The sequence below is a fragment of the Vibrio sp. KMM 9700 genome, assembly GCF_058545285.1.
Genome location: NZ_CM178589.1, coordinates 1,991,959 through 2,015,584, shown reverse-complemented (window position 1 = coordinate 2,015,584; position 23,626 = coordinate 1,991,959). Strand labels below are relative to the sequence as shown.

19 protein-coding genes and 9 tRNA genes are annotated in these 23,626 nt (G+C 41.5%); 17 read left to right on the top strand and 11 right to left on the bottom strand.

Features of this window, described 5'->3' with window-relative positions; all coding sequences use genetic code 11:
* Positions 1-25: 25 nt before the first annotated feature.
* The 3 genes from AC2VOY_RS08970 (at position 26) to AC2VOY_RS08960 (ending at position 2,271) form a co-directional block, all read left to right on the top strand.
* Positions 26-652 carry an XTP/dITP diphosphatase gene (locus AC2VOY_RS08970; protein ID WP_491830978.1) on the top strand — a complete coding sequence of 209 codons (627 nt, stop codon included), beginning with the start codon at positions 26-28 and terminating at the stop codon, positions 650-652.
* A 31-nt stretch (positions 653-683) separates the two neighbouring features.
* Positions 684-1,913 (top strand): radical SAM family heme chaperone HemW, encoded by a 1,230-nt coding sequence (gene hemW / locus AC2VOY_RS08965; RefSeq protein ID WP_491830977.1) that lies wholly within the window; start codon positions 684-686, stop codon positions 1,911-1,913.
* A gap of 169 nt (positions 1,914-2,082) precedes the next feature.
* Positions 2,083-2,271, top strand: a complete 189-nt coding sequence (locus AC2VOY_RS08960) for a hypothetical protein (RefSeq protein ID WP_491830976.1) — start codon at positions 2,083-2,085, stop codon at positions 2,269-2,271.
* A 65-nt stretch (positions 2,272-2,336) separates the two neighbouring features.
* Here AC2VOY_RS08960 and glsB read toward each other — a convergent pair whose 3' ends face one another.
* Positions 2,337-3,254, bottom strand: coding sequence for a glutaminase B (glsB, locus tag AC2VOY_RS08955; RefSeq protein WP_491833063.1), 918 nt, complete (start codon positions 3,252-3,254; stop codon positions 2,337-2,339).
* Positions 3,255-3,335: 81 nt separating this feature from the next.
* Entirely contained in the window at positions 3,336-4,064 is a 729-nt protein-coding gene (gene trmB / locus AC2VOY_RS08950) for a tRNA (guanosine(46)-N7)-methyltransferase TrmB (RefSeq protein WP_491830975.1), read from the bottom strand.
* 142 nt (positions 4,065-4,206) lie between these two features.
* On the opposite strand from trmB, the gene AC2VOY_RS08945 reads away from it, so the two are divergent.
* From AC2VOY_RS08945 to AC2VOY_RS08895, 11 genes are all read left to right on the top strand, one after another.
* Positions 4,207-5,415 carry an A/G-specific adenine glycosylase gene (locus tag AC2VOY_RS08945; RefSeq protein WP_491830974.1) on the top strand — a complete coding sequence of 403 codons (1,209 nt, stop codon included), beginning with the start codon at positions 4,207-4,209 and terminating at the stop codon, positions 5,413-5,415.
* Between the two features lie 94 nt (positions 5,416-5,509).
* The gene (locus AC2VOY_RS08940) at positions 5,510-5,782 is read left to right on the top strand and encodes an oxidative damage protection protein (protein WP_491830973.1); all 273 of its coding nucleotides are present in this window, start codon (positions 5,510-5,512) and stop codon (positions 5,780-5,782) included.
* A gap of 148 nt (positions 5,783-5,930) precedes the next feature.
* Positions 5,931-6,006, top strand: a tRNA-Phe gene (locus AC2VOY_RS08935).
* 78 nt (positions 6,007-6,084) lie between these two features.
* A tRNA-Thr gene (locus AC2VOY_RS08930) sits at positions 6,085-6,160 on the top strand.
* 5 nt (positions 6,161-6,165) lie between these two features.
* A tRNA-Phe gene (locus AC2VOY_RS08925) sits at positions 6,166-6,241 on the top strand.
* 6 nt (positions 6,242-6,247) lie between these two features.
* Positions 6,248-6,323 (top strand) — tRNA-Asn (locus AC2VOY_RS08920).
* A 461-nt stretch (positions 6,324-6,784) separates the two neighbouring features.
* A tRNA-Phe gene (locus tag AC2VOY_RS08915) sits at positions 6,785-6,860 on the top strand.
* A gap of 45 nt (positions 6,861-6,905) precedes the next feature.
* Positions 6,906-6,981: transfer RNA gene (locus AC2VOY_RS08910), tRNA-Thr, on the top strand.
* A gap of 18 nt (positions 6,982-6,999) precedes the next feature.
* A tRNA-Asn gene (locus tag AC2VOY_RS08905) sits at positions 7,000-7,075 on the top strand.
* Positions 7,076-7,112: 37 nt separating this feature from the next.
* A tRNA-Thr gene (locus AC2VOY_RS08900) sits at positions 7,113-7,188 on the top strand.
* Between the two features lie 17 nt (positions 7,189-7,205).
* Positions 7,206-7,281: transfer RNA gene (locus AC2VOY_RS08895), tRNA-Asn, on the top strand.
* 241 nt (positions 7,282-7,522) lie between these two features.
* On the opposite strand, the gene AC2VOY_RS08890 is transcribed toward AC2VOY_RS08895, so the two are convergent.
* Entirely contained in the window at positions 7,523-8,452 is a 930-nt protein-coding gene (locus tag AC2VOY_RS08890; protein ID WP_491830972.1) for a LysR family transcriptional regulator, read from the bottom strand.
* Between the two features lie 121 nt (positions 8,453-8,573).
* On the opposite strand from AC2VOY_RS08890, the gene AC2VOY_RS08885 reads away from it, so the two are divergent.
* The 3 genes from AC2VOY_RS08885 (at position 8,574) to AC2VOY_RS08875 (ending at position 11,978) form a co-directional block, all read left to right on the top strand.
* Complete coding sequence (locus AC2VOY_RS08885) at positions 8,574-9,581, top strand: NADP-dependent oxidoreductase (RefSeq protein WP_491830971.1); 1,008 nt, start codon at positions 8,574-8,576, stop codon at positions 9,579-9,581.
* 21 nt (positions 9,582-9,602) lie between these two features.
* Positions 9,603-10,754 (top strand): iron-containing alcohol dehydrogenase, encoded by a 1,152-nt coding sequence (locus AC2VOY_RS08880; protein ID WP_491830970.1) that lies wholly within the window; start codon positions 9,603-9,605, stop codon positions 10,752-10,754.
* Between the two features lie 255 nt (positions 10,755-11,009).
* Positions 11,010-11,978, top strand: a complete 969-nt coding sequence (locus tag AC2VOY_RS08875; RefSeq protein WP_491830969.1) for a transposase — start codon at positions 11,010-11,012, stop codon at positions 11,976-11,978.
* Between the two features lie 134 nt (positions 11,979-12,112).
* Here AC2VOY_RS08875 and AC2VOY_RS08870 read toward each other — a convergent pair whose 3' ends face one another.
* The 8 genes from AC2VOY_RS08870 to AC2VOY_RS08835 all read right to left on the bottom strand — a co-directional run bounded on the left by AC2VOY_RS08870 (position 12,113) and on the right by AC2VOY_RS08835 (position 23,579).
* Positions 12,113-12,397, bottom strand: a complete 285-nt coding sequence (locus tag AC2VOY_RS08870; protein ID WP_491830968.1) for a PaaI family thioesterase — start codon at positions 12,395-12,397, stop codon at positions 12,113-12,115.
* A 176-nt stretch (positions 12,398-12,573) separates the two neighbouring features.
* Positions 12,574-13,167 carry a PqiC family protein gene (locus tag AC2VOY_RS08865; protein WP_491830966.1) on the bottom strand — a complete coding sequence of 198 codons (594 nt, stop codon included), beginning with the start codon at positions 13,165-13,167 and terminating at the stop codon, positions 12,574-12,576.
* Positions 13,168-14,823, bottom strand: a complete 1,656-nt coding sequence (gene pqiB / locus AC2VOY_RS08860) for an intermembrane transport protein PqiB (RefSeq protein ID WP_491830965.1) — start codon at positions 14,821-14,823, stop codon at positions 13,168-13,170.
* Positions 14,810-16,303, bottom strand: coding sequence for a PqiA/YebS family transporter subunit (locus AC2VOY_RS08855; RefSeq protein WP_491830964.1), 1,494 nt, complete (start codon positions 16,301-16,303; stop codon positions 14,810-14,812). Before AC2VOY_RS08855 ends, pqiB begins: the two co-directional genes overlap by 14 nt.
* A gap of 8 nt (positions 16,304-16,311) precedes the next feature.
* On the bottom strand, positions 16,312-17,589 hold the full coding sequence (gltS, locus tag AC2VOY_RS08850) for a sodium/glutamate symporter (RefSeq protein WP_491830963.1): 1,278 nt from the start codon (positions 17,587-17,589) through the stop codon (positions 16,312-16,314).
* 190 nt (positions 17,590-17,779) lie between these two features.
* Positions 17,780-19,330, bottom strand: a complete 1,551-nt coding sequence (locus tag AC2VOY_RS08845) for an efflux transporter outer membrane subunit (RefSeq protein ID WP_491830962.1) — start codon at positions 19,328-19,330, stop codon at positions 17,780-17,782.
* Entirely contained in the window at positions 19,327-22,437 is a 3,111-nt protein-coding gene (locus tag AC2VOY_RS08840; RefSeq protein ID WP_491830961.1) for an efflux RND transporter permease subunit, read from the bottom strand. Before AC2VOY_RS08840 ends, AC2VOY_RS08845 begins: the two co-directional genes overlap by 4 nt.
* Positions 22,434-23,579: an efflux RND transporter periplasmic adaptor subunit gene (locus tag AC2VOY_RS08835; RefSeq protein ID WP_491830960.1), complete on the bottom strand. Its 1,146-nt coding sequence runs from the start codon at positions 23,577-23,579 to the stop codon at positions 22,434-22,436. The genes AC2VOY_RS08840 and AC2VOY_RS08835 overlap by 4 nt, the downstream gene beginning before the upstream one ends.
* Positions 23,580-23,626 lie beyond the last annotated feature (47 nt).

Here is a 23,626-nt window from a genome sequence, read left to right as displayed (position 1 = left end):
CCCACACATTTGATTAGGTATTAGAATGCAAAATTTCTCCTCACTTGAAGCTATCTCAAAACAACTTGTCCTTGCGACAGGCAACCAAGGAAAAGTCAAAGAAATGGCTTCTCTACTCCAAGATTTTGGTTTTGAAGTGAAAGCTCAAAACGAATTTAATGTTTCAGAAGTTGCAGAAACCGGCACCACATTTGTTGAGAATGCGATTATCAAAGCCCGTCATGCAGCCAAAGAGACTGGTTTTTCTGCGATTGCGGATGATTCAGGCTTAGAAGTCGATGCATTAAAAGGTGCTCCTGGGGTTTACTCTGCAAGATATAGCGGAGATGATGCGACCGATGCAAAGAATAACCAAAAACTGCTTGAAGCAATGAAAGATGTGCCAGAAGAAAAGCGCAGCGCTCGCTTTCACTGCGTATTGGTTTTGATGCGTCATGCTGACGATCCAACGCCTATTATTTGCCACGGTAAGTTTGAAGGGCGTATTTTAACGAAGGCGCAGGGTGAGCATGGCTTTGGTTATGATCCACTATTTTGGATTGACGCTGAAAACAGCACTGCCGCGCAGTTGCCACCTGAGCGTAAAAAGCAAATCTCGCACCGTGGGCAAGCTCTAAAACAGCTGTTCGCTCAGCTTTCGAACACCCAATAATTCAAGCATTTATGCTTCTATCAGGTTCATCATGACAGCTCAAATTCAATTGCCACCACTAAGCTTATACATACATATTCCTTGGTGCGTGCAAAAATGCCCTTATTGCGACTTTAATTCACATGCGCAAAAAGGTGCGATCCCGCAAGATCTCTATATCAATGCTTTGATCCAAGATTTACAGCATGATCTTGCACGTTTTAAGCTTGAAAATGGTGTCCGCCCGCTCCATTCCATTTTCATCGGAGGGGGAACACCAAGCCTGATTGATCCTGACAAAATTGGTCGTCTGCTGCAAGAGATCCAAGCTTATATCCCATTCAAAGAAGATATTGAAATTACGATGGAAGCCAACCCTGGCACCATAGAAGCAGAGCGTTTCGCGCAATATCAAGCACATGGCGTGAACCGTATTTCAATTGGTGTGCAGAGTTTTGAAAATGAAAAGCTGCAAAAACTAGGACGTATTCATGGCGCAGATGAAGCGGTAAAAGCTGCCCAATTAGCCCATACCATTGGCTTAAATAGCTTTAATTTAGATTTGATGCATGGTTTACCCAACCAAACGCCAGAGCAAGCTTTAAATGATCTTGGGACAGCCATCAGTTTAAAACCGCCACATTTATCTTGGTATCAATTAACGATTGAACCCAATACTCTATTTTATTCAAAACCGCCGCGTCTGCCCGACGACGATGACTTATGGGAAATTTTTGAGAAGGGCCATCAAAAACTAACCGAAGCTGGATATGTTCAATATGAAGTTTCAGGCTATAGCCAACCAGGCTTCCAATGCCAACATAACCTAAACTATTGGCATTTTGGGGATTATCTAGGCATTGGTTGTGGCGCGCATGGCAAGATCACCTCCTTTGCTCATGAAGTAAATAAGTCAGAGCAAAGCGGGACACCCATGCTTTTAGATACTCCGCAACCTGTCATTATTGAGCGCACAACCAAGGTAAAACATCCAAAAGGCTATCTAAATTTACTCAAAGATTATTTGGACACCCATCATATTGTCGCACCTGATGAACTTGCTTTTGAATACTTTATGAATCGTTTCCGCTTGCTTGAAGCTTGCCCAAAACAAGAATTTGTTGCGCGTACAGGTCTTTCGTTAGCCTCTATAGCTGACCAAATGACAAGTTTAGAAAACCAAGGTTTTATTACTCAAACCTCAACCCATTGGCAAGTTACTCAAAAAGGTCGATTATTTTTCAATGATTTAATTGATGTTTTTATAACTGAAGAAGATTAATTGGTAGGAAAAATACATGGGTATCCTGTATTTATTACAGAGCAGGACTGAAAATACATGGGTGTCCCAAATTTAGTTCTAAACTTTATTTGAAAGAAAATGTAAAAAACTAGTATTTTCGATGCAAATCACATTATGATATAAATATGACTAAAAGAGGATTTATTTTATGCGCGTAATTAGCATCGTACTAATGAGCTTATTCTTAGCAGCTTGTGCACCACATCATCATCACGGTGGTAATCACCACCATTCTAAAGGCCATCACTCAAATGGGCACCATTCAAATAATGGTCATTCAAATAATGGTCATTCAAACGGTCATCATTCAGATCATGGGCACGATAAGCATCACTAAGCTTATAGGATAAAAAAGATAGATAAATCACTTCAAGATATAGAAAACCTTGAAGTGATTTTTTGTTAGAAAATTGAACGCCCAAGCTTTTTGGTTAGAAGCTCAAGCACTGCCGTGCCGGCTAAAGAATTCCCAGATTTATCAAGCTCTGGAGACCAGACTGCAATGCTCATTTCACCTGGAATAACCGCAACAATACCACCGCCAACACCAGATTTTCCTGGCATACCAACACGATAAGCAAAGTCGCCCGCCCCATCATACAAGCCACAGGTCGCAAGTAATGCATTTAGCTGCTTACTTTGGCTTGGCGTGATCACATCCTCACCACTAACAATTGAGTGCCCTTTATTTGCTAAATAGCTAAATGTTTTGGCTAAATCGACACAATTCATTTTTAGCGCGCAAGCATGAAAGTAGCTATTAAGCACGGGGATAACTTCGTTTTCAAAGTTACCAAAGGCGCGCATCAGATAAGCAATCGCGGCATTTCTGTCGCTATGCATCATTTCTGAGGCTGCAACTATCTTGTCATAGCTAATTAAAGGATCACCCGAAAGTTGCCTTGTAAAATCAAGCAGACGTAAACGTGGCGCAGATAGACGGGTTTGTAGCATATCCGCGACAACAATAGCACCAGCGTTGATAAACGGGTTACGCGGAATACCTTGCTCAACTTCCAACTGGATCATTGAGTTAAATGCATGCCCAGAAGGCTCTTTCCCTACACGTGACCAAAGCTCTTTTTCTGAATATAAACACATAGCTAGCGTCAAACTCAAGACTTTAGAGATTGACTGAATAGAAAAACGCTCATCTGCATCGCCAGACTTAATCACCTGACCATCGTTGGTAAAAATAGCGATCCCAAGCTTATCGTTTGGGACACTAGCGAGCGCTGGAATATAATCTGCAACTTTACCTTGGCCAATTAAGGGACGAACTTCTTCTAATATTTCATCAAGTAAAGCTTGAGTGGGCATTGGCATATACTATTCCTACTGTAAATCAACAAGGTATATACCCGACATATTGAACTGTTTGGGGTATAAAAATAACTACAATTAGCTTAAGCGACGGTATTTAATATCCCATACGCCATGACCTAAACGGTGACCACGGGCTTCAAACTTAGTTAATGGGCGCTCATCTGGACGTGGGATATAATCACCATCCGTTGCAATATTTTCAAAACCAGGCGCTTGGTTCATCACTTCAACCATGTGCTCTGCATAGTTTTCCCAATCTGTTGCCATATGGAAAATACCTGGATTTTCAGCATCTAAGATAAGCTTAGAGCGAATCATTGCAGCAAATTCAAGTTGCACAATACGGCGCTTATGGTGACGTTTTTTATGCCAAGGGTCAGGGAAGAATAGTTGCAATGTGTGCAAGCTTGAGTCAGGGATCATATTTTCAAAAACTTCCACTGCATCATGACACATCACGCGCAAGTTGGTTACGCCTGCTTCTTGCGCGCTCGCAAGGCAAGCCCCAACACCTGGGCGGTGAACTTCAATCCCGATATAGTTTTTGTTTGGATTTTTTTGCGCCATCTCAACCAAAGATGCACCCATACCAAAACCAATTTCAAGGACAACAGGGTTGGTGTTGCCAAAGACTTCTTGCCAGTTTAAAAGCTCAGCTTGGTAATCAACCCCCATACTTTCCCAGCATGTGTCGATTGCTCTTTGTTGTGCTTTAGTTAAACGGCCTTCGCGGCGAACAAAGCTACGAATTTTACGAATCACCTTGCCGTCTGCATTGGTTTCATTTGTGGTTACATCTGTCATGAGTCTGCCTGAGATTTTAGATTATAAAATAAAAGATCGAGAATTATCCAAAGTTATGGATAAGGTGCAAGTAAATTGTGCGTTTATTTTCACCTTATTTTGCTATGATAGCGAATAATTTATATTCAACCTATGATAAAAGATGTCTCAACACTCAAAATTACTTAGTGCGCAAACTCCACTTAATCTGCAACTTATTGATATAACTCCTAAAGAATTCCAGACAAAACTCATTCAATGGCAACAAGTACACGGTCGACTTGATTTACCTTGGCAAAAGCAGCCAAGTCCTTACGCTGTGCTTGTTTCGGAGATCATGCTGCAACAAACCCAAGTTGCAACGGTTATCCCCTATTTTGAGCGTTGGATGAATAAATTTCAGGACACCCATACATTAGCAAAAGCCAGTGAAGATGAAGTCATGCATTATTGGCAAGGACTTGGTTATTACTCGCGCGCTCGTAATTTACGTAAAGCTGCAATATATATTGAGGACACCCACCAAGGTATCTTCCCTTCCACCCTTGAGGAGATTTTAAAGATCCCAGGCGTTGGTCCTTATACCGCAGGTGCCATTATGTCATTTGCTTTTAACCAATACGGCCCAATTGTCGATGGAAACGTCAAACGCTTCTTTACCCGTTTATTTGGTATTGAGGGCGTCCCGAGTGAGCGTTTGATCGAAAAGAAAATTTGGCAAATTTCAGAATATATGACGCCAAATAAAATGCAGGACACCCATCTTTCTCAGGATGAGGTGAAAGACAAAGATCTGCAAGGGAAGATGCAGGACACCCACCTTTTGATTTTAGATACAAACATAGAAGAATCTCCTGCAAACTATACAACTGCCGCGCCTGATGTTGAGATCTCAAATCGTAGTTTTGCGCAAGGTTTGCTCGATATGGGGGCGACTGTCTGCAAAGCCAAAACACCTTTATGTGAAGCGTGCGTGTTTCAAACAAATTGCGTTGCGTATCAAGAAAATATTATTGATAAACTACCAACGCCTAAACCCAAGAAAGTCACGCCGACAAAAGAGGGTCACTTTATTTGGCTTGAAAAGGATAACCGGTTACTTTTAGAAAAACGCGCCGCTGATGGCATCTGGGGAGCTTTATGGTGCTTACCTCAAGTTTACTTACAAGCCGAAGAAATTGAACATATAGCGAAAATAAAAGGAAAGTTTAATCATGTATTTAGTCACTACAAACTAAAAGCACAAGTTTGGGAGCTGACGAATATGCCTCTTTCTGAAAACCAAAAATACTTTAGTTTAGATGAGATAAAACTGTTAGGATTGCCAACACCTATCAAGAAATTCATTGAAAAGAGCATCCGAGCAGAGTAAGGCTAATCCCGACTCAAAGTGCTGACTTTCATGACTTGAAGCACATTTAGGATGCCCTTACAATCAAGTAAATAATTCTATAAGCGAGGACGCTATGAGCCGCACAATTTTTTGTACTTATTTAAATAAAGAAGCTGAAGGCTTAGATTTTCAACTTTATCCAGGTGAACTAGGTAAAAAAATCTTTGATAACATATCAAAAGAAGCTTGGGGCATGTGGCAGCACAAACAAACCATGCTGATCAACGAAAAAAAGCTAAACATGATGGATCCTGAGCACCGTAAATTGCTTGAAGAGCAAATGGTTGCCTTTTTATTCGATGGTAAAGACGTTGTGATTGATGGATATACACCTCCTGAGAAATAATCATTACTAAACATTCAAAACAAAAACAGACGAAAACGTATAATAAAAGGCCATTACGCTTAAAATTAAGACAAACAAACACTTTTCCTGTCTTTTTTTAAAAAAAACATTGACCTTTGAACGTAAAAAACGTTTAATACGTCTCGTCGCCCGGATAGCTCAGTCGGTAGAGCAGAGGATTGAAAATCCTCGTGTCGGTGGTTCGATTCCGCCTCCGGGCACCACAATTTATTTTAAAGTGGTGCTTGACTAGATAGACAATTTTATTTAGAATTCGCATCTCTTAACGCATTAAGTGTAGTGCCGACTTAGCTCAGTAGGTAGAGCAACTGACTTGTAATCAGTAGGTCACCAGTTCGATTCCGGTAGTCGGCACCATTTATGCCTCGATAGCTCAGTCGGTAGAGCAGAGGATTGAAAATCCTCGTGTCGGTGGTTCGATTCCGCCTCGAGGCACCATATAATTCCCCCTTAGTTCAGTTGGTAGAACGGCGGACTGTTAATCCGTATGTCGCAGGTTCGAGTCCCGCAGGGGGAGCCATATTCAAATGCTTAGCATTGAAGCAAACAGCCTCACTATTGTGGGGCTTTTTTGTATCTGAAATACTTGTAAAGCCTTCCTGCTACCCGTTCATTGCACTACATGCAAATCTATTTTATCGCTTTAACCCAATCATATCGCCACTTTCTAAACCAAGCCCCATCTCTAAAGCTTATATTTTTTACTCGATTCAAACAGTTAACTTAATGATAGTAAATATGTCTTAAATAACAAAGTGAAAGACTGATTTAACTCCGTATAAGTAAACGCTATCCCCCAACATCTATAAACGAAAGCGCTAGATATCTTGTTTAAGTTGTTAAGTAAAGATATATGCAAGGTATGAATATCATCCGTTTATGCCAAAAAACGCTCAAAAAGAATAAAAAAACAACAAACAAACATTTTTTTTAAATTTATTATTGACCTAAAAGTCAAAAACGAGTTTAATACGCTCCGTCGCCCGGATAGCTCAGTCGGTAGAGCAGAGGATTGAAAATCCTCGTGTCGGTGGTTCGATTCCGCCTCCGGGCACCACAATTTATTGTTGGTGCTTATGCTTCAACAAAATAAATAAAATGTGCCGACTTAGCTCAGTAGGTAGAGCAACTGACTTGTAATCAGTAGGTCACCAGTTCGATTCCGGTAGTCGGCACCATTTATTTAAAAAGATAATTCCCCCTTAGTTCAGTTGGTAGAACGGCGGACTGTTAATCCGTATGTCGCAGGTTCGAGTCCCGCAGGGGGAGCCATATTTGAGTTACTTAGGTAACCATAGCAATTAAGATTGCCGACTTAGCTCAGTAGGTAGAGCAACTGACTTGTAATCAGTAGGTCACCAGTTCGATTCCGGTAGTCGGCACCATTTGCTAAAAAAATAATTCCCCCTTAGTTCAGTTGGTAGAACGGCGGACTGTTAATCCGTATGTCGCAGGTTCGAGTCCCGCAGGGGGAGCCATATTCAAATGCTTAGCATTGAAGCAAACAGCCTCACTATGTGGGGCTTTTTTGTGTCTGGAATATTCTCAAAACATAGAGCAAAACATAGGACACCCACTCTTTTAGCTCTGCTCTTCTCTATTAAATGCCTTTGCATTAGCGCTAAATAGAAAAAAGTGCCCTCGTTTCCCTTTCTCTAATAAAAGAAAAGAAACAGGACACCCTTCAAATTAAACCCAAACTAAATCTAAGTTATAGTGTTATAACGCTAGCCAAGACATGTCAAAATTCTTCTCAAAAGACTCTGCAATTTGACTTCTTAACCAACGATGCGCTTGATTATTATGCTGACGTGCATGCCAAACCATATAAAATTCAAAACCTTCCAACTCAACTGGAGGCGCTTTTAAGACCAAGCCAAGATCTTTTGCTAAATGCTGCGCAATACTTGCAGGCAAAGTTAAAAGTAAGTCTGTTTTTGATACTATATGCGGCGCAGCAATAAAGTGTGGCAAACGCAATGCGACATCTCTCTGATAACCTTTTTTAGCCAAAGCAACATCAACCGCCCCAAGATGATTACCACCTAAGGTAATAAGAATATGCTGATACTGACAATACTCTTCTATCGTCATCTCTTTATTGGCTAAAGGGTGGGTGTCCCGCATTACGGTGATAAGTTTATCCTGCCCAAGCTCTTGCGCATAAATATCCGCTTGAGCATCGACTTCAAGGCTGCTGAAAGCAAGATCAGCCTCCCCCTTAGCCAGTAACTCCATAAAATTTGGCGCTCGAGAAAAACACTCAAAATGAAGATTTGGAGCGTTGTTGAATAAGTCTTGATAGATCGAAGGCATAAATACAACCGCCCACAAATCATTCATTAAGAGTTTAAATGTTTTTTGCGAGTCCAAAGGGTCAAACTCTGGGGTGCTAAATAACTCCTCGGCCCTATCTAAAATAAGGTTAAGGTTAGCTTCAAGCGCTAGCACACGCTCTGTAGGCTCAAGCCCTGTACGCGTACGGATGAACAAAGGATCACCTAACTGCTGCCTTAACCTTTGCAATGTTCTGCTCATGGCTGACTGCGTAACGTTAAGTTGAAGCGCAGCTTTTGTTACGCTACGCGTTCGTAACAAAGCTTGAAGTGATATCAGCAGGTTTAGGTCAACTTGGTTTAGTTTGCTCATTTATGACTATTTCTCATAATAAAAATTTCAAATATGCATTAGTATTATACAATGAAGAAGCGTAAATTAACCTATTGATTATGTATCAAAATAAATTCCTACTACAAAAATGGAGACAGCTATGTTCACCAGTCAAGGAATCGTCCTAAAAAAACGCCCTCAAGGAAAACCTACCCAAGATTGCTTTGAAATCACTACCGAGCAAATCCCAACTCCAGCAGAAAACGAGTTTGTAATTAAAAACTTATGGCTTTCTGTTGATCCTTATATGCGTGGGCGCATGTCTGAGGCAAAAAGCTATATTCCTCCATTTGAATTAGATGCAATCTTACAAGGCAGTGCAATCGGTGAAATTGTCGCTTCTAATCACCCAGATTTTCAAGTCGGTGATAATGTCAGTCACATGCTAGGCTGGCGCGAATATGCCCTATCTAAAGGTGATATGGTACAAAAGTTGCCAGCTCTTGATTTACCATTACAAAGCTATTTAGGCGCAGCCGGTATGCCCGGTTTAACGGCTTGGATTGGCTTAATGGAAATTGCAGGCCTTAAAGAAGGTGAAACTGTCCTTGTTTCTGCAGCATCTGGTGCGGTTGGCAGCTTAGTATGCCAGTTTGCTAAACTTAAAGGCTGCCGCGTGATTGGTAGTGCTGGTAGCGAAGAAAAAGTACAGTGGCTCAAATCCTTAGGCGTTGATGGCGTGATTAATTATAAAGATTATCCTGATGCTCAAAGCCTTGAAAAAGCACTTGCAGCGCATTGCCCTGATGGGGTTGATGTTTGCTATGAAAATGTTGGTGGCGCGCACCTTCAAGCAGCCTTGAATCTAATGAATCGCTATGGACGTATCAGCGTGTGTGGCATGATCGATCTATACAACGAAACCGCGCCACAACCAGGTCCAAATAATATGACTGAAATTGTGAAGAAAAGCCTATCAATTAAAGGCTTCATCGTGTCAGATCATTGGCAGCATTATCCTGAATACCTAAAGCAACTCAACCAATGGTATTTAGAAGGTAAAGTTGAATTTAAAGAAACAGTACAAGAAGGCATTTCATCAATGCCAACGGCTTTTATTGGCCTATTTGAAGGCGCCAATACTGGCAAGATGCTAATTAAATTATAAATAACGTAACGGGAAGCAATAATGAATAAATTTACTTATCAAAATACAACACGCGTTCATTTCGGTGAAGGCCAAATTGCAGCAATTGCAGCCGATATCCCGAAAGATAAAAAAGTTCTCGTCACTTACGGTGGTGGTTCTATTAAGAAAAATGGTGTTTATGATCAAGTCGTAGCGGCATTAAAAGATCACAACTGGGATGAATTCTCAGGTATTGAGCCAAACCCACAATATGACACACTAATGAAGGCTGTGGCGCGCATCAAAGAAGAAGGTTTTGATTACCTGCTTGCTGTTGGTGGCGGCTCTGTTGTCGATGGCACTAAGTTCATCGTTGCAGCGGCAAAATTTGAAGGTGACGAACCTTGGGACATACTAACAAAAAATGCTGAAGTGAAAGATGCACTCCCACTAGGTTGTATTCTTACACTTCCAGCAACAGGTTCTGAAACCAATACTGGCGCAGTTGTCACTCGCGGTAAAGACAAACTAGCATTTGGTAGTCCATTTGTGCGTCCTCAGTTTGCTGTGCTTGACCCACAAACAACACTTAGCCTATCTGAGCGTCAAACAGCAAACGGCGTTGTGGATGCGTTTGTGCATGTTATGGAGCAATACCTAACACAGCCAGTAAATGCAAAAATTCAAGATCGTTTTGCTGAAGGTGTTTTATTAACGCTTATTGAAGAAGGTCCGAAACTTCTTGAAAATCCAAATGATCTTGAAGCACGTGCAAACATCATGTGGTCAGCAACGCAAGCATTAAATGGCTCACTCGGTCTTGGCGTTCCACAAGATTGGGCTACCCATATGCTAGGTCATGAGCTAACTGGTAACTTTGGCATCGACCATGGCCGCACATTAACTATCGTATTGCCTGCGATGATGCATGTACGTCGCGATGTGAAGAAAGGCAAACTTCTTCAATATGCTGAGCGTGTTTGGAATATTACCCAAGGCACTGAAGATGAACGTATTGATGCTGCTATTCAGAAAACAAAAGACTTCTTCAGCCAAATGAAAACACCAGTATCATTTGCAGAAGTTGACCTAACTGAAGCTGACGTTGATACAATCATGGCAAGCTTAGAAGCACACGGCATGACAGCTTTAGGTGAAGACTCTAACGTTGATCTTGAAATGTCACGTAAAATCTACATGACTGCGCTATAAGCTAGATATACCTTCCAATCAAGGCCCAACTATGGTTTAGACTATGGTTGGGCTTTTTTATGTTACATACTTATGGGACACCCTAGCTTTATAATTTAGACGTTTTAAGCTCATGACAAATAGAAATATAGGAAGAAATATAGGACACCCACCTTTTTCTGCATCACTTACAGCTTATGTCTTAAAAATAAGCCAACATTCACAATTATTATTGCCCAAACTTTAACTTCATTTATAAACATTATGAGGTTAACGATGACGCAAGCCCGCTCCACTCAAATTTCCCTACAAGATACTTGTTATTACCATTGCATTTCTCGATGTGTTCGTCGCGCCTATTTATGTGGTCAAGATCCACTGACAGGAAAAACATTTAATCATCGAAAACAATGGCTTCGTGAACGACTTCACCATTTAAGCCAAGTATTTTGTATTGATATTTGCGCCTACGCTATTATGTCTAATCATTATCATCTTGTTTTATATGTAAATTTAGAAGATGCCAAACACTTATCAGATATTGATGTTGCGAAACGTTGGTGCAGTTTACAATCTATGCCTAAAGTCATTGAAAACTGGTTATTTGGTGAGAAGATGACAGCAATTGAGTTAAAAATTGCCGCAAAAATAATTGCAACTTGGCGTGAAAGGCTAACGAGTATTTCGTGGTTTATGGCGTTGCTCAACCAATATATATCTCTCAAAGCAAATTTAGAGGATGACTGTACAGGACGGTTTTGGGAGGGCAGATTTAAATCTCAAGCCTTACTCGATAAAAAAGCACTATTGCAATGTATGGCTTATGTCGATTTAAACCCTATTCGAGCAGGGATAACGGATAAGATCGAAGAAAGTGAATTTACTTCAATCTATGAACGTATCCATGAAAGGAATCCAGAAAAAGCAATAAGCCTATCCCATATTCCTTACCTTTCAAGCAAGCGATTAAAAAGCTTAGAACCTCGTCAAGATGGTGAAAGTATACCGTTTAGCTTAAAAGATTATTTACAACTGTTGAAAATGATGGTGATACTCAACACCCCTTCGACTAAAACTGAAAACTTAAACTCAAGCACTTCACAATTCCCCCAAAGGAGTTGGATGAGGTTAAAAATGCGTTTTAGTATGTGTACAGCTGTTGGGGAGCTCAAAGTCTTAACTAAATATGCTCAGCACACTGGTAGACGCTGGGTATTTGGCTATAAAAAGAGGTTAAGTATTTAGCTTTCACTAAGCGGCAATATTGTTCCTTGCGCAAGTGCGACTAATGCTTCATTGCCACCTTGGATACAAAAGATCTCACACTGGCAAACACTTTGCCGGCGACTCGTTGCGACTATTTTTGCTCTCGCTTCTAATTATTCACCAATAGCAGGTTTTAAATAGTTGATTTTGTATTCAGATGTAACTGAATCCCCCTGAACTGACGCTGCAGCAAAATATAAAGCATTATCTGCCAGATACCCGATTACCCCACCGTGTACAAAACCATGTTGCTGCTTTATCTCATTTGAAATTTTCAAACGAAGGACAGCCACGCCTTTCTTTAGTTGCAACAATTCCGCGCCCAATAACTGGCTAATTGGTTGATTCGACAAAATATCTTGGCCAAATTTAGCTAAATCCATATCATCAAACTTCATTTACAATCTGTATTTAATTAAGCAGAAAAGCTAAGAAGAACAATATTATAATTAGGTTTGTCTGAATCCTATCCAAAAGAAAAGAGCAACATTTCTGCTGCCCTTTTGATTAAACTGCATATTTAAAAATACATGGGTGTCCTTTATTAAGACACTTTATATTCAAGCTTGATGCTTTATAAGCTTGCCGCTAACTCATTTGATAAATCATCAACCGTTAAAGACAAAGCTTGCACCAAAGCATCATAGCCGTCATTTAATAAAGGCTCAGTGATCATAAACGGCTTCATTTTTACCACTTTATCTTGAGCATCTTTAATTTGCCATTGCCCAGCTAGCACCGCATTTCCATCATAGTGACCATAAAAGTCAGATACATATACAAATAATCTGTATTTTGAATCACTTTTAGTGTCAGCTAAAAGATGGGTGTCCAATACTTGGTACTTCGACTGAGCCGCTTGCATATTTGCCACCAGCTTATCTTGAATTTGATCGCTCACGTCATCTACCCAGATATTATTTTGCGCTTGAATATACTGAGTTTCCGATGTTTTAAGAACAATTCCATTACCCGTTAAATAAGCAGACATCTCCACAGGCTCAATCTCGACAATCGGTCGAACACCAAGATCTGAGCGTGTATTAGTCATACTTGGCATATCCTCAACCAAAGCATATGTCTTAATTGGATCTGGACTTGATGCGCATGCACTAAGCGCTAAGACGATAGGCAAGCCAAGCGCTGCATAAATTGATTTTAATTTCATTTAGTTACTTCCTTTTCTTGGCATTGGATCATTCGCTTGTTTTTTGCCCATAATTAAAGCATTTGGTTGTGTATTTATTTGACGTAGCACAGATTGCAACTCTTTCGTCACTTGATTTAACTGCTCCATAGTCATATTTGTATTTTGATACACAGGGCTATCAGGACCAAAGCCATCAACTGTTTGACTCACTTCTTTGAGAGTTTGTTGCATATCTTTTGGCAACTGCTGGAACTCTTTTGAGCTCATCATAGTGCCTAATTTTTCTGTCACAACAGCAAGTGAATCAAATGCTTTTTCTGTACTATTCATAGTGTTAGAGAAAGAATCTAATGCACGCTCAAGTGGCAGTTCATTCATTTTAGCAATCAACTCGCTAAATTGTTTTTGCAATTGACCCACGCCACCAAGCTCTGTCGGGAAGATTTCATATTTTCCAAATTTTGCTGGTTTATATTCAAGATCTTCGTGGAAATTAACATCCACAAATAACGAACCTGTGATAAGACTACCCGTTGCTAAAGAAGCTCTTAAACCTGAACCGAACTCTTCTTCAAACATACGTTTTAAATCATCCTTTGAAACGTCTGCTGAAGAATCAAAGATTCGTCCTAAGTCTAGTCGAACTAATACAGGGATCTCTTTTCCATGGAAAGAGCCTTTTGCGCCAAGCATTTGCAAAGGAACTTTCTTCACGCTACCAATTTGAATACCACGGTACTCAATCGGAGCCCCGACTGTTAGACCGCGCACTGATTCATCAAACATCATCACATAGTCTACGCCACGAGAATATAATTCATCATTGATTTGGTCTCGATTATCATAAAGCTTGTACACATCATGTCGACGCCCAGAATCTTCTGTTGCTTTTAATTCATCCGGCACTTTAAAGCGAACGCCGCCGCTCATTAAAGTCTCCATAGAATCAACGTTAACATCCAAGCCTTCAGAAGATAATTTGACGCGAACCCCAGAAGTGATCCAAAACTTAGTTTGATTTTTAACTAATTGATCATAAGGGGAGAAAACAAATAAACCGTATTTGGCCTTCATCTCTTTCGCATCAAAACTTACATTTTCTACGCGTCCAACGGTTGCTCCTTCAAAAATAACCGGATCACCTACTTTAAGTTTTCCCGCTTCTTTATGCTCAAGCACCAAACGGCGACCTTGATCCGTAACAGAGGACACAGGAGGGTTCTCTAATACCGTAAAAGAAGTTGCACTTTTATCGCTTGTACCGGGTTGAAGTTCAATATATGAGCCAGATAAAATCGTATCTAAGCCAGTCACTCCACCCGAACCAATTCTTGGTTTCACGATCCAAAGTTGGCTGTCCTCTTTTAGCATTCTTTCTGCTTGTGGCGTCATCCGCGCAGTAGCGATAATTGAACCATAATCATCACTTAAGCTAATACTTTGAATCACGCCAAGATTGACATTACGCGCCTTAATTTGGGTTTTTCCTGCTTCCATACCTTCAGCTGTATTAAGCTTTAAAGTAATTAAAGGCCCCTGATTCTGATAATAGGTAAATGCCATCCAAGCACCTATTAATAACGTGACAAAAGGCACTAACCAGATCCAGGAAATCTTCTTCACTGGCTTCACATTTGCACTTTGCGTCTGTGGTTGATTTTTATTCGTTGACATACGTCATTCCTTTATTGCTTTTGTTCACACTAGTCATGCTAGCTTCAAATAAATTGGTGGGCGTACTTGGATGAATTGAAAATATTTTAGGCATTACTTTGCTTTGCATTGGCTGCATAATCGCAAAGGTGTGGTTATTAATAAGAGGCTTTACTTGGCTTGTTTGACTTTGTAATGGGTGGGTGTCCTGCATTTTTTCCTGCATCTTGTGCTCATGCTGAAAGTGCCAAAGACTTCTTGGATCAAATAAATGAGCAGAGATCATAGTTAAAATAACCACTAATCCAAAACATACCCCAGCCATACCAGGTTCAATCGACATTGCACGTCCTAGTTGCACCAGAGCGGACAACAAAGCAACCACAAAGATATCTATCATCGACCAGCGACCAATAAACTCTGTAATGCGATACAGTTTAAGCTGCTTTAATGCCTCTTCTTCCGTCGTCACCTTCTGCTTTTGCGCATTCCAATATATCCCACACAAGGTCATTACCTTAGCGATTGGGATGATGATACTCACCAAGAAAATAACCATCGCCACAGGGTAAGATTTATAACTCCATAGCAATGCCACACCGCTCATAATCGTTGAAGTTGCAGTGCTCCCAACACTCGTTGTATACATGATGGGATAAAGGTTAGCTGGAATATAGAAAACTGCGGCAGCAATCAATAACGCCCATGAGAATTGTAAATTCTTCATTGGATCAAATGGTTTGAGTTTGGCTTCACAGCGAATGCAGTGATGATTTGTACCTTCATGAATAGGTGAGACTTGCGAACAAACAGGACACTCATCATATTTATCACTACGATGCACCTCAAGATCCGGCTTATCTGTAAGCAAACGCGGCTTAAATTTATCCCACAAACTGACAATATCTACCATGCTCATAAATTTAACGAGTAGCACTGTATAAATGCATAACGCCCAAAAAGACATCCCAAAACTTACCTTCGCAAGCGAAAGAATTTTCACTAAAGCAATTAATACGCCAGTTAAGAATACATCCACCATCAACCAAGGTTTGGCGTGGTGAATAAATGACGTTAAGAAGCGTAAAAGCGGTAAGGATAAAGTTGGGTGTCCTTGTTTTACACTGCGCTCACTTTGATTGTATAAAAACATCACAATCAAGATAAAAACGATCGGCAGCACAAACACACAGATAATGGTGAGGACAGACAAGATATCATAATTAAAATGCGCCATACTCACAGCCGCATCCCACAAATGAATCTTACTCACCAAACCTTTGGCGTTGAAGTCCATAAATTGAAACGCAATACTCATCGCAAAGGCAATTAAACAAGCAATACCATAGGCATTAATTTGCTGCGTTGCCTGTGCGACTTTTTGCGTCAAGGTATGTGAACAGCGTGGGCAAACGGCTTTAGTTGAATCATTTAATTCTACAGTTTGCACCACTAAGCCACATTCTTCACAACTAATATAAGTCCCTTGCTTATCTGTCATGCCCACTCCTAAAACGCATTTAAGAAGTAAGGGATCATAAAGGCGTTAGCAATATCAATGAAGAAAGCACACACCAAAGGCACGACAATAAATGCAATCGTAGATGGACCATAACGCTCTGAAACTGCAGACATATTAGCCATTGCTGTAGGTGTTGCTCCAAGCGAGATACCACCAAAGCCAGAACAAATCACAGCAGCGTCATAATTGCGCCCCATCAGCGGGAAAATAACCCAAAGTACCATCAAAATGGCAACAATAAACTGTGCGCCCATAATCGCAAAAACAGGCCCAGCCATCGCAAGCAAATCCCAAAGTTTCATACTCATCAATGACATAGCTAGGAAAGTACCTAAGCATACGTCTGCAATTAAGCTAATTGCTGGCGAGCGTGTTGGCCATTGACGACCGGTAAAGGTTGGGAAGTTTTTGGGCACCACATTGGTAATCAGCATGCCACCAAATAAACAAGTGACAAATAAAGGTAAATGAATACCCGCTTGCATCAAACTTTCATATAAAGCAATGCCGAGGATCCCAGCTAAGTGGATCGCTAAGATAGCATCAAGAAAATCGAAATGATCGATGCCTTTTTCTTTTGCAGATACGTGGGTGTCCTGAATTTTATTCTGATTTTCAGTCTGGCTTGAAGTTGCTTCTAAAGCATGGGTGTCCTGAGTTGGTTTTGATTCATTTGGCACCAACTGGTGCTTTTTGATCAAATACTTGGCAATTGGACCGCCCATTAAACTGGCAAGGATAAGACCAAGTGTGGCGCAGGCAATCCCAAGTTCCATCGCATTGGATACACCATACTCTTGCGCAACGCGTGGTGCCCAAGCAATGGCTGTCCCGTGTCCACCAATCAATGACATAGTGCCACCAATAACCCCTACTTGCGGCGCCATACCAAATAGGCTCGCAACAGTGATACCAGTTAGGTTTTGGATCACCATGTAGCCAATGGTTGCAGCAAGTAGAATAATTAAAGGCTTACCACCTTTTTTAAGGTCCGCAAAGCTTGCGTTAATCCCTATCGTGGTAAAGAAATAGACTAAAAGGCTATCACGGGCACTTAAATCAAATTCAACAGAATATCCGGATGCCAGATAAAGAATAAAGAAAAGGATGGAGATGCATAAACCGCCGCTTACAGACTCGGGGATACTGAACTCTCTTAAGAAGTTTAATTTTTCATTTAACCTTTTACCTAAGAAAAGCACAATGATCCCAAGCGTGACGGCGGTAAAGCTATCCACTTGTAATACAGAATCAACTAATGTCATAAAACCTACCTAAACAAAGGCCTTCCTTGTTAGTGACATATACAGCATATATTTCTAAAGAAGGCCTATGATGTAAAAAAAAGGGTTTTGCTCAAAGAACTTTTTCGAAAAAACATTGCTACCGGGAGCGACCTCACAATGAATTTTGTCAAAGTAACAAAACCCTTAAACTTTATTTACTTATCTGCTACTAAGCTTTGTCTTTCGACTCTGCTGTAGCGTCACCTTGCTGTGCATTTGATGTTTCAATGGGTGGGTGTCCTGCTTTTGCATCTGCTTGTGCAGTTTTAGCATCAGCATCCTTGTTTATTTCCCAATCCCCACCAAGTGCCTTTTGCAGCATGACTAAATTGGTGACTGTCCCGAGTCTTGCTTGCACCTCAGCATCTTGCAATTGATTACGTTGGCGCTGCGCATCGAGCACAGATAAGTGATTCACAAGACCTGCGCGATATAAAGATTTCGCTTTATCAACCGCAGTTTGGGCTTGTAAATCTGCTTCCAAAATATGGGAGTGGTAGGTTTGGCTGTTCCCATATGCTGAAAGCGCCGTCTCAACCTCACTAAAGGCTGAATTGACTGTATTTTGATAACTTAAAACCGATTGTTTGAAGCTTGCTTTTTGCATATCAATCATGGCTTGAGTACGGCCACCATCAAAGATATTCCAGCTGACGCCAGCGCCTAATGTCCAAGCACCTGAGTCTGAATCAAACAAGTCACCAGAGTTACCTGAAATCAGGCTTGGCGCACCGGTTAGATAGAACTTAGGATATTGATCGGCAATGGCTGCGCCGACTTCTTCATTGGTTGCTTCGATTTCTTTCTCGGCAATCGCAATATCAGGGCGACGTTTCAATAGATCCGATGGTAAACCTGTCGGCACGAGTGCTTCCATACGTGGTAATTCACGTGGCTGCACTTTATCTTGCATTGTCGCCACGTTTTCACCTAATAAGATAGCAAGGCGTCCTAAGTGGACACTTTTTGCGGTCTCAAGCATAGGTAACACAGCTTTGGTTGCAGAAAGCGCGGCTTTCGCATTCGCGACATCAAGCTCAGAGCCGTAACCATATTTATTCAAAGACTCGACAAGATCTAAAGTATCTTGCTGATCTTTGACGTTATCTTGGGCAATTTGAAGACGCTCAATTGCACCTTGATACTGCAAGTAGTTGTTGATCACATCCGCTGTGATCGCGGTATTAATCGCAGTTTTCATCACTTTCGCTTCTTCTGCGCGGATGCTTGCAGCCTTTGAAAGGCTATCAATGCGGCCAAAGAGATCGAGCTCCCAGCTTGCATTGAGCCCAACAAAGAACTCTTCTGGATCACGGTTATCTAGTAATTTTTGACCATTGATTTCAGGCTCTATAATGCCGCCAAACATGGCCTCATTTTTACTTAGATATAAGTTTGCATAACCTGCACTCACTGAGACAGTTGGCACCTTAAACGATGCCACTGCTTTGTGGTACGCCTGCGCAGACTGAATACGCTGGCTGGCGATTTGCAAAGTAATGTTTTGCTTTTGCGCCGCTTCTACCAATTGGTTCAATTGCGGATCATTGAGTGCTTTCCACCATTGATCTTGCATTTCACCTTGACGAATGGTGCCATTTGCATCTTGATTGACATAAATATCACTCACTGCAACCGTTGGCATTTCATAATCAGGTGCCATAGAACAACCAGATAGGATGAGCGCACTCGCAATTACACTTAATGTTAACTTTCTCATTTTGCGCTCTCCTCTGTTAGATCTTCACTATGATCTTCTAGCTCAACCATAGGTTTTCCTGCTTCTTGCTCTATACGCACTTCTTTTCTAAAGAAGATCATGTAGAACGCAGGCATCACGAACAAAGACAGCACAGTTGCGACCGACAAACCACCGATAATCGAGGCTGCCATTTGGTCAAACAACAAGTCAGTTAGTAGTGGGATCATACCCAGCGCGGTAGTTAATGCCGCCATAGAGATTGCCATCGTACGGTTAATAGCCGCTTCTTTTACAGCGTCCCCTATGGTTGCTCCATTTGCGCGCTCAAGGTTGATTTGGTCCATCAGAACGATACCGTTTTTGATGATCATCCCCGATAGGGTAATGGCACCTACTAAGGCCATGAAACCAAACGGCTTACCAAAGGCAACCAGACCCCAAACCACACCGATAACCGCAAGTGGTACCGTTGTCATGATAATGATAGGTGGACGATAAGCGTTAAATAGCGCCATCAATAAAATCACCATCAATACCGTTGCTTTCGGGTTTTGAACTAAGATATCTTGCACAGAACGGTGCTCATCATAGTATTCACCACCCCATTTCATGCTATAGCCTGGTGGCAAAGCAATCGCTTCAATTGCCGGTGCGACTTCTTTACGCACTTGTGACGCTGTTTCGCCAAACACGCCAGCTTGAGCTGTGATTTCTGGAACGCGGTTACGGCGCCAGATCATAGTCTCTTCACCTTTGACTTCAAATCCATCCACAACTTGACCAAGTGGCACGCTGTGTCCGCCCAATACAGAGCGCACTGGAATGTTATCTAGGTGCTCAAGTGAAGCATTGTTACTGCGTAGTTTAATTGGGATCATGTCATCATTTTGACGCATGGTTCCAATTTGTAGACCTTCTGTTGCGCGGTTAATAGCCATGGCAATATCAGAGCGGTTTACACCTGCGCGACGCGCTTCTTCTTCGTTAATAATTGGCACAAGAAGTTTACTTTCTTGGCGACGGTTATCACGAACATACTCAGTATGTGGATTCGCACGCAAGATCTCTTGAGCCTCGTCCGATAGTTTGTGTAGTACTTTTGGATCTGGTCCTTCAAAGCGCGCTTCGATACTAAACTTATCTTTGGTTGCAAGTTTTAGATCTCTAAAGCGAGGCTCTGCATATGGGAAGTTTTCCTCAAGCCATGGTTTACCACGTTCTTTTAGCTTAGCGATGCCAGCAAAAGTCTTAGTATTAATCAAGATTTGACCATAACTAGGATCATTTGGCTCAGGCTCAACCGTTACTGAGAAGCGTGGCGCACCCTCACCGATATAACTTGAAATACTTTCGACTTCAGGTTGCTCTAAAAGCCAATCTTCGATTTTTTTCATATCTGTTGAGACTTTATCGATACGTCCACCATTTGGTAGCCAGTAATCGAGGAAAACAATCTCACGGTCAGATGATGGCATGAAGTTGATTTTTAATGTCATGCCTGCAAAGACAGTCACAGCAATAAGCGGCACAAGTAAGGTTAAGGCTTTTTTAGGATTATCGACTGTCCAGTGAATAGCCTTACGATACGCTGCCATCGCCTTGCCATCTTCATGCACAGTGCCATCTTCAGGTGCTTTGATAAACATCCAGCACATGATAGGTGTCACGAACATCGCGACAACCCAAGATAGAATCAATGAGCTACATAGAACTTGCACCACTGAGATCGCAAATTCTGCTGAGTCGGTAGTCGAGAACAGAACTGGCGTTGTACCTAAGGCTGCAATCACTGTCGCGCCAAGTAATGGCATTGACATTTCTTTGATTGATTCAATCACGGCGTGGTTACGATCAATCCCTTTCTTGAGTTTGGCTGCGAATAAATCCACCACAACAATGGCATTATCCACCAGCATCCCGAGTGCAAGGATAAATGAACCTAGCGATACACGTTGTAAGTCAACGTTTGTGATGTTCATATAAACCAGAGTACACAAGATAGTTAGAAGCAAACTTGCACCAACAATCAAGCTACTGCGTAGCCCCATGAAGACCAGTAGTACCGCCACAACAATCACGATACTTTCAACTAAGTTCATCACAAAGTTGTTGATTGAGTCTGTTACTTCATCTGGTTGGAATGCAACAATCCCGACATCTGCGCCAACAGGTAGCTCTGATTTAAACTGATTAATCACTCCCATCAGTTCATCACCGATACTTACCACGTTGATGCCGTTCTCTGGGCTTACGGCTAACGTGACAGCTTTATGGCCATTAAAGCGACTTAAGGTTGAAGCCGGATCGACATAGCCCATACTAATGTCTGCGACATCACCAAGACGAATGGTCCCTGCGCCATCACCAATGCCATTAACACCTGTGCTAATGAGCAAGTTTTTAATATCTTCGATATTGCGATATTGGCCAGTTTGGTCAACACGTAAGTTTTCATAACCTAAGTCAAAGTCACCTGAGGTTACAGGCATGTTTTGGCTATTTAATTGGTCAACTAATTGTGCAAGTGAGATGTGTGATTCTGCTAAGCGCTCATCAGAGATTTTAATTTTAACTTCTTGTTCTTGGATACCATGAAGTTGAACTTTTTTGACCCCTGAAACGGCTTTAATACGACGTTGCAATTCACGCGCATAATCTTTTAAATCATGCATTGGAATATCATCGCCATACACAGAGAACAGCATGCCGTACACTTCTGAGAACTCATCTTGTACGATGCTGATTTGTGCTTGCGCTGGCAGTTTAAGCTTCACATCTTGGACTTTGCGACGCAATAAATCCCATTCTTGTGGCAACTGCTCAGAGCTATATTTCTCTTGCAAGTCGACAAAGATCATTGAAACGCCAGGACGCGAAAGTGAACGTAGTTTCCACAAAGAGCCCATGGTTTGGATCTCTTCTTCCACTTTATCTGTGACTAGTTTTTCAACTTCTTGCGCCGTTGCGCCGGGATACATGGTCACAATTACAGCTGTTTTTACTGTAAATGATGGATCTTCAAGCTTACCTAAATCAAAATATGAGTAGATGCCAGCAATCATCATCAGCACAGTAAAAAACACGATGAATGTTTTTTGGCGTAATGCAAATGTTGATAAATTCATGATCTTGCTCCTGGAGTATTCAGTACTGAAATTTCCTGTCCTTCTTTCAAGAAGTTACTTCCAGCTGTGACCACTTTATCTCCATTTTTAAGTGCGCCTTCAACACACATGTCCGACTCACGTACTTCAATTACTTTCACCGGTACATGGACGGCTTTTTGATCGCGCACTGTCACCACTTGGTTTTGTGACTCAAGTGATTTCACGGCGCTTGCAGGTAAACAATAAGTGCTGGTGCTTGCTGCTGAGCTTAATTTGGTTTCCAATTCAACATTGACGGCTTTGCCTGGGAATAAATTCTCTGGCGCAGCATCAAGTTTAAATGTGACTTCATAGGTGCGCTTTAACGTATCTGGTAAAGTCGCCACTTCAGTCACTTCCGCTGGCACGCCATCTGTATGTTGATACCAAACAACACTGCCTTTTAAGCCTTTTGAAAACTGACCAATTTGTTTTTCTGGTACATCCACCACAGCTTCTAAGTTATTTGGCTGCTGAATCGAAACCACTGACAAGCCTGGTGATGTTTGTTCATGCTCATCGACAAAACGTTGACCAATCACACCATCAAACGGTGCTTTAAGGCTGGTATAACGCAAGGCATCTTGTGCTTTTTTAAGTGATTGTTTTAGCATTTCGACGCTTGCAGCAGCGCGCGCCTCACCACTCACCGCTCGGTCAAGATTCACACTTGCGACCGCATTATCTGCCGCCGCCATGCGTGTACGTCTTAATTCAACTGTCGCTAATTTATGCGCAGCTTTCGCTTCATTAAGACGAGCAGTAAGCTCATTCACACTCACTTGATAATCATGCGGATCAAGCTTTGCGATAACCTGATCTTTCTTTACGACATCTCCTTCTTTGACGAGGATTTCATCGATAGTGCCAGGGACACGAAAAGCTAGGTTCGCAGTTTGGTGAGACTTAATCACCCCACTAAAGCGAAACGCTTGCAGATTATCTTGAGTCGACAACTCAATCACATTCACAGGACGAGCGGCAATCTCTACTTTTTCTTCTTCTTGCGCGCCACAGGCTGTCAATAGACTCGCGGCAATAATAACTGCGAGTGAGTTTCGTATGAGTGGAAATTTTTGAATCGATGTGTTGTTTTTCAAACTAGATGTATAGTTTTTCACGGTAGATGCTCCCTAAGATTCAATGGATCTTGAATATTGGAGAATAT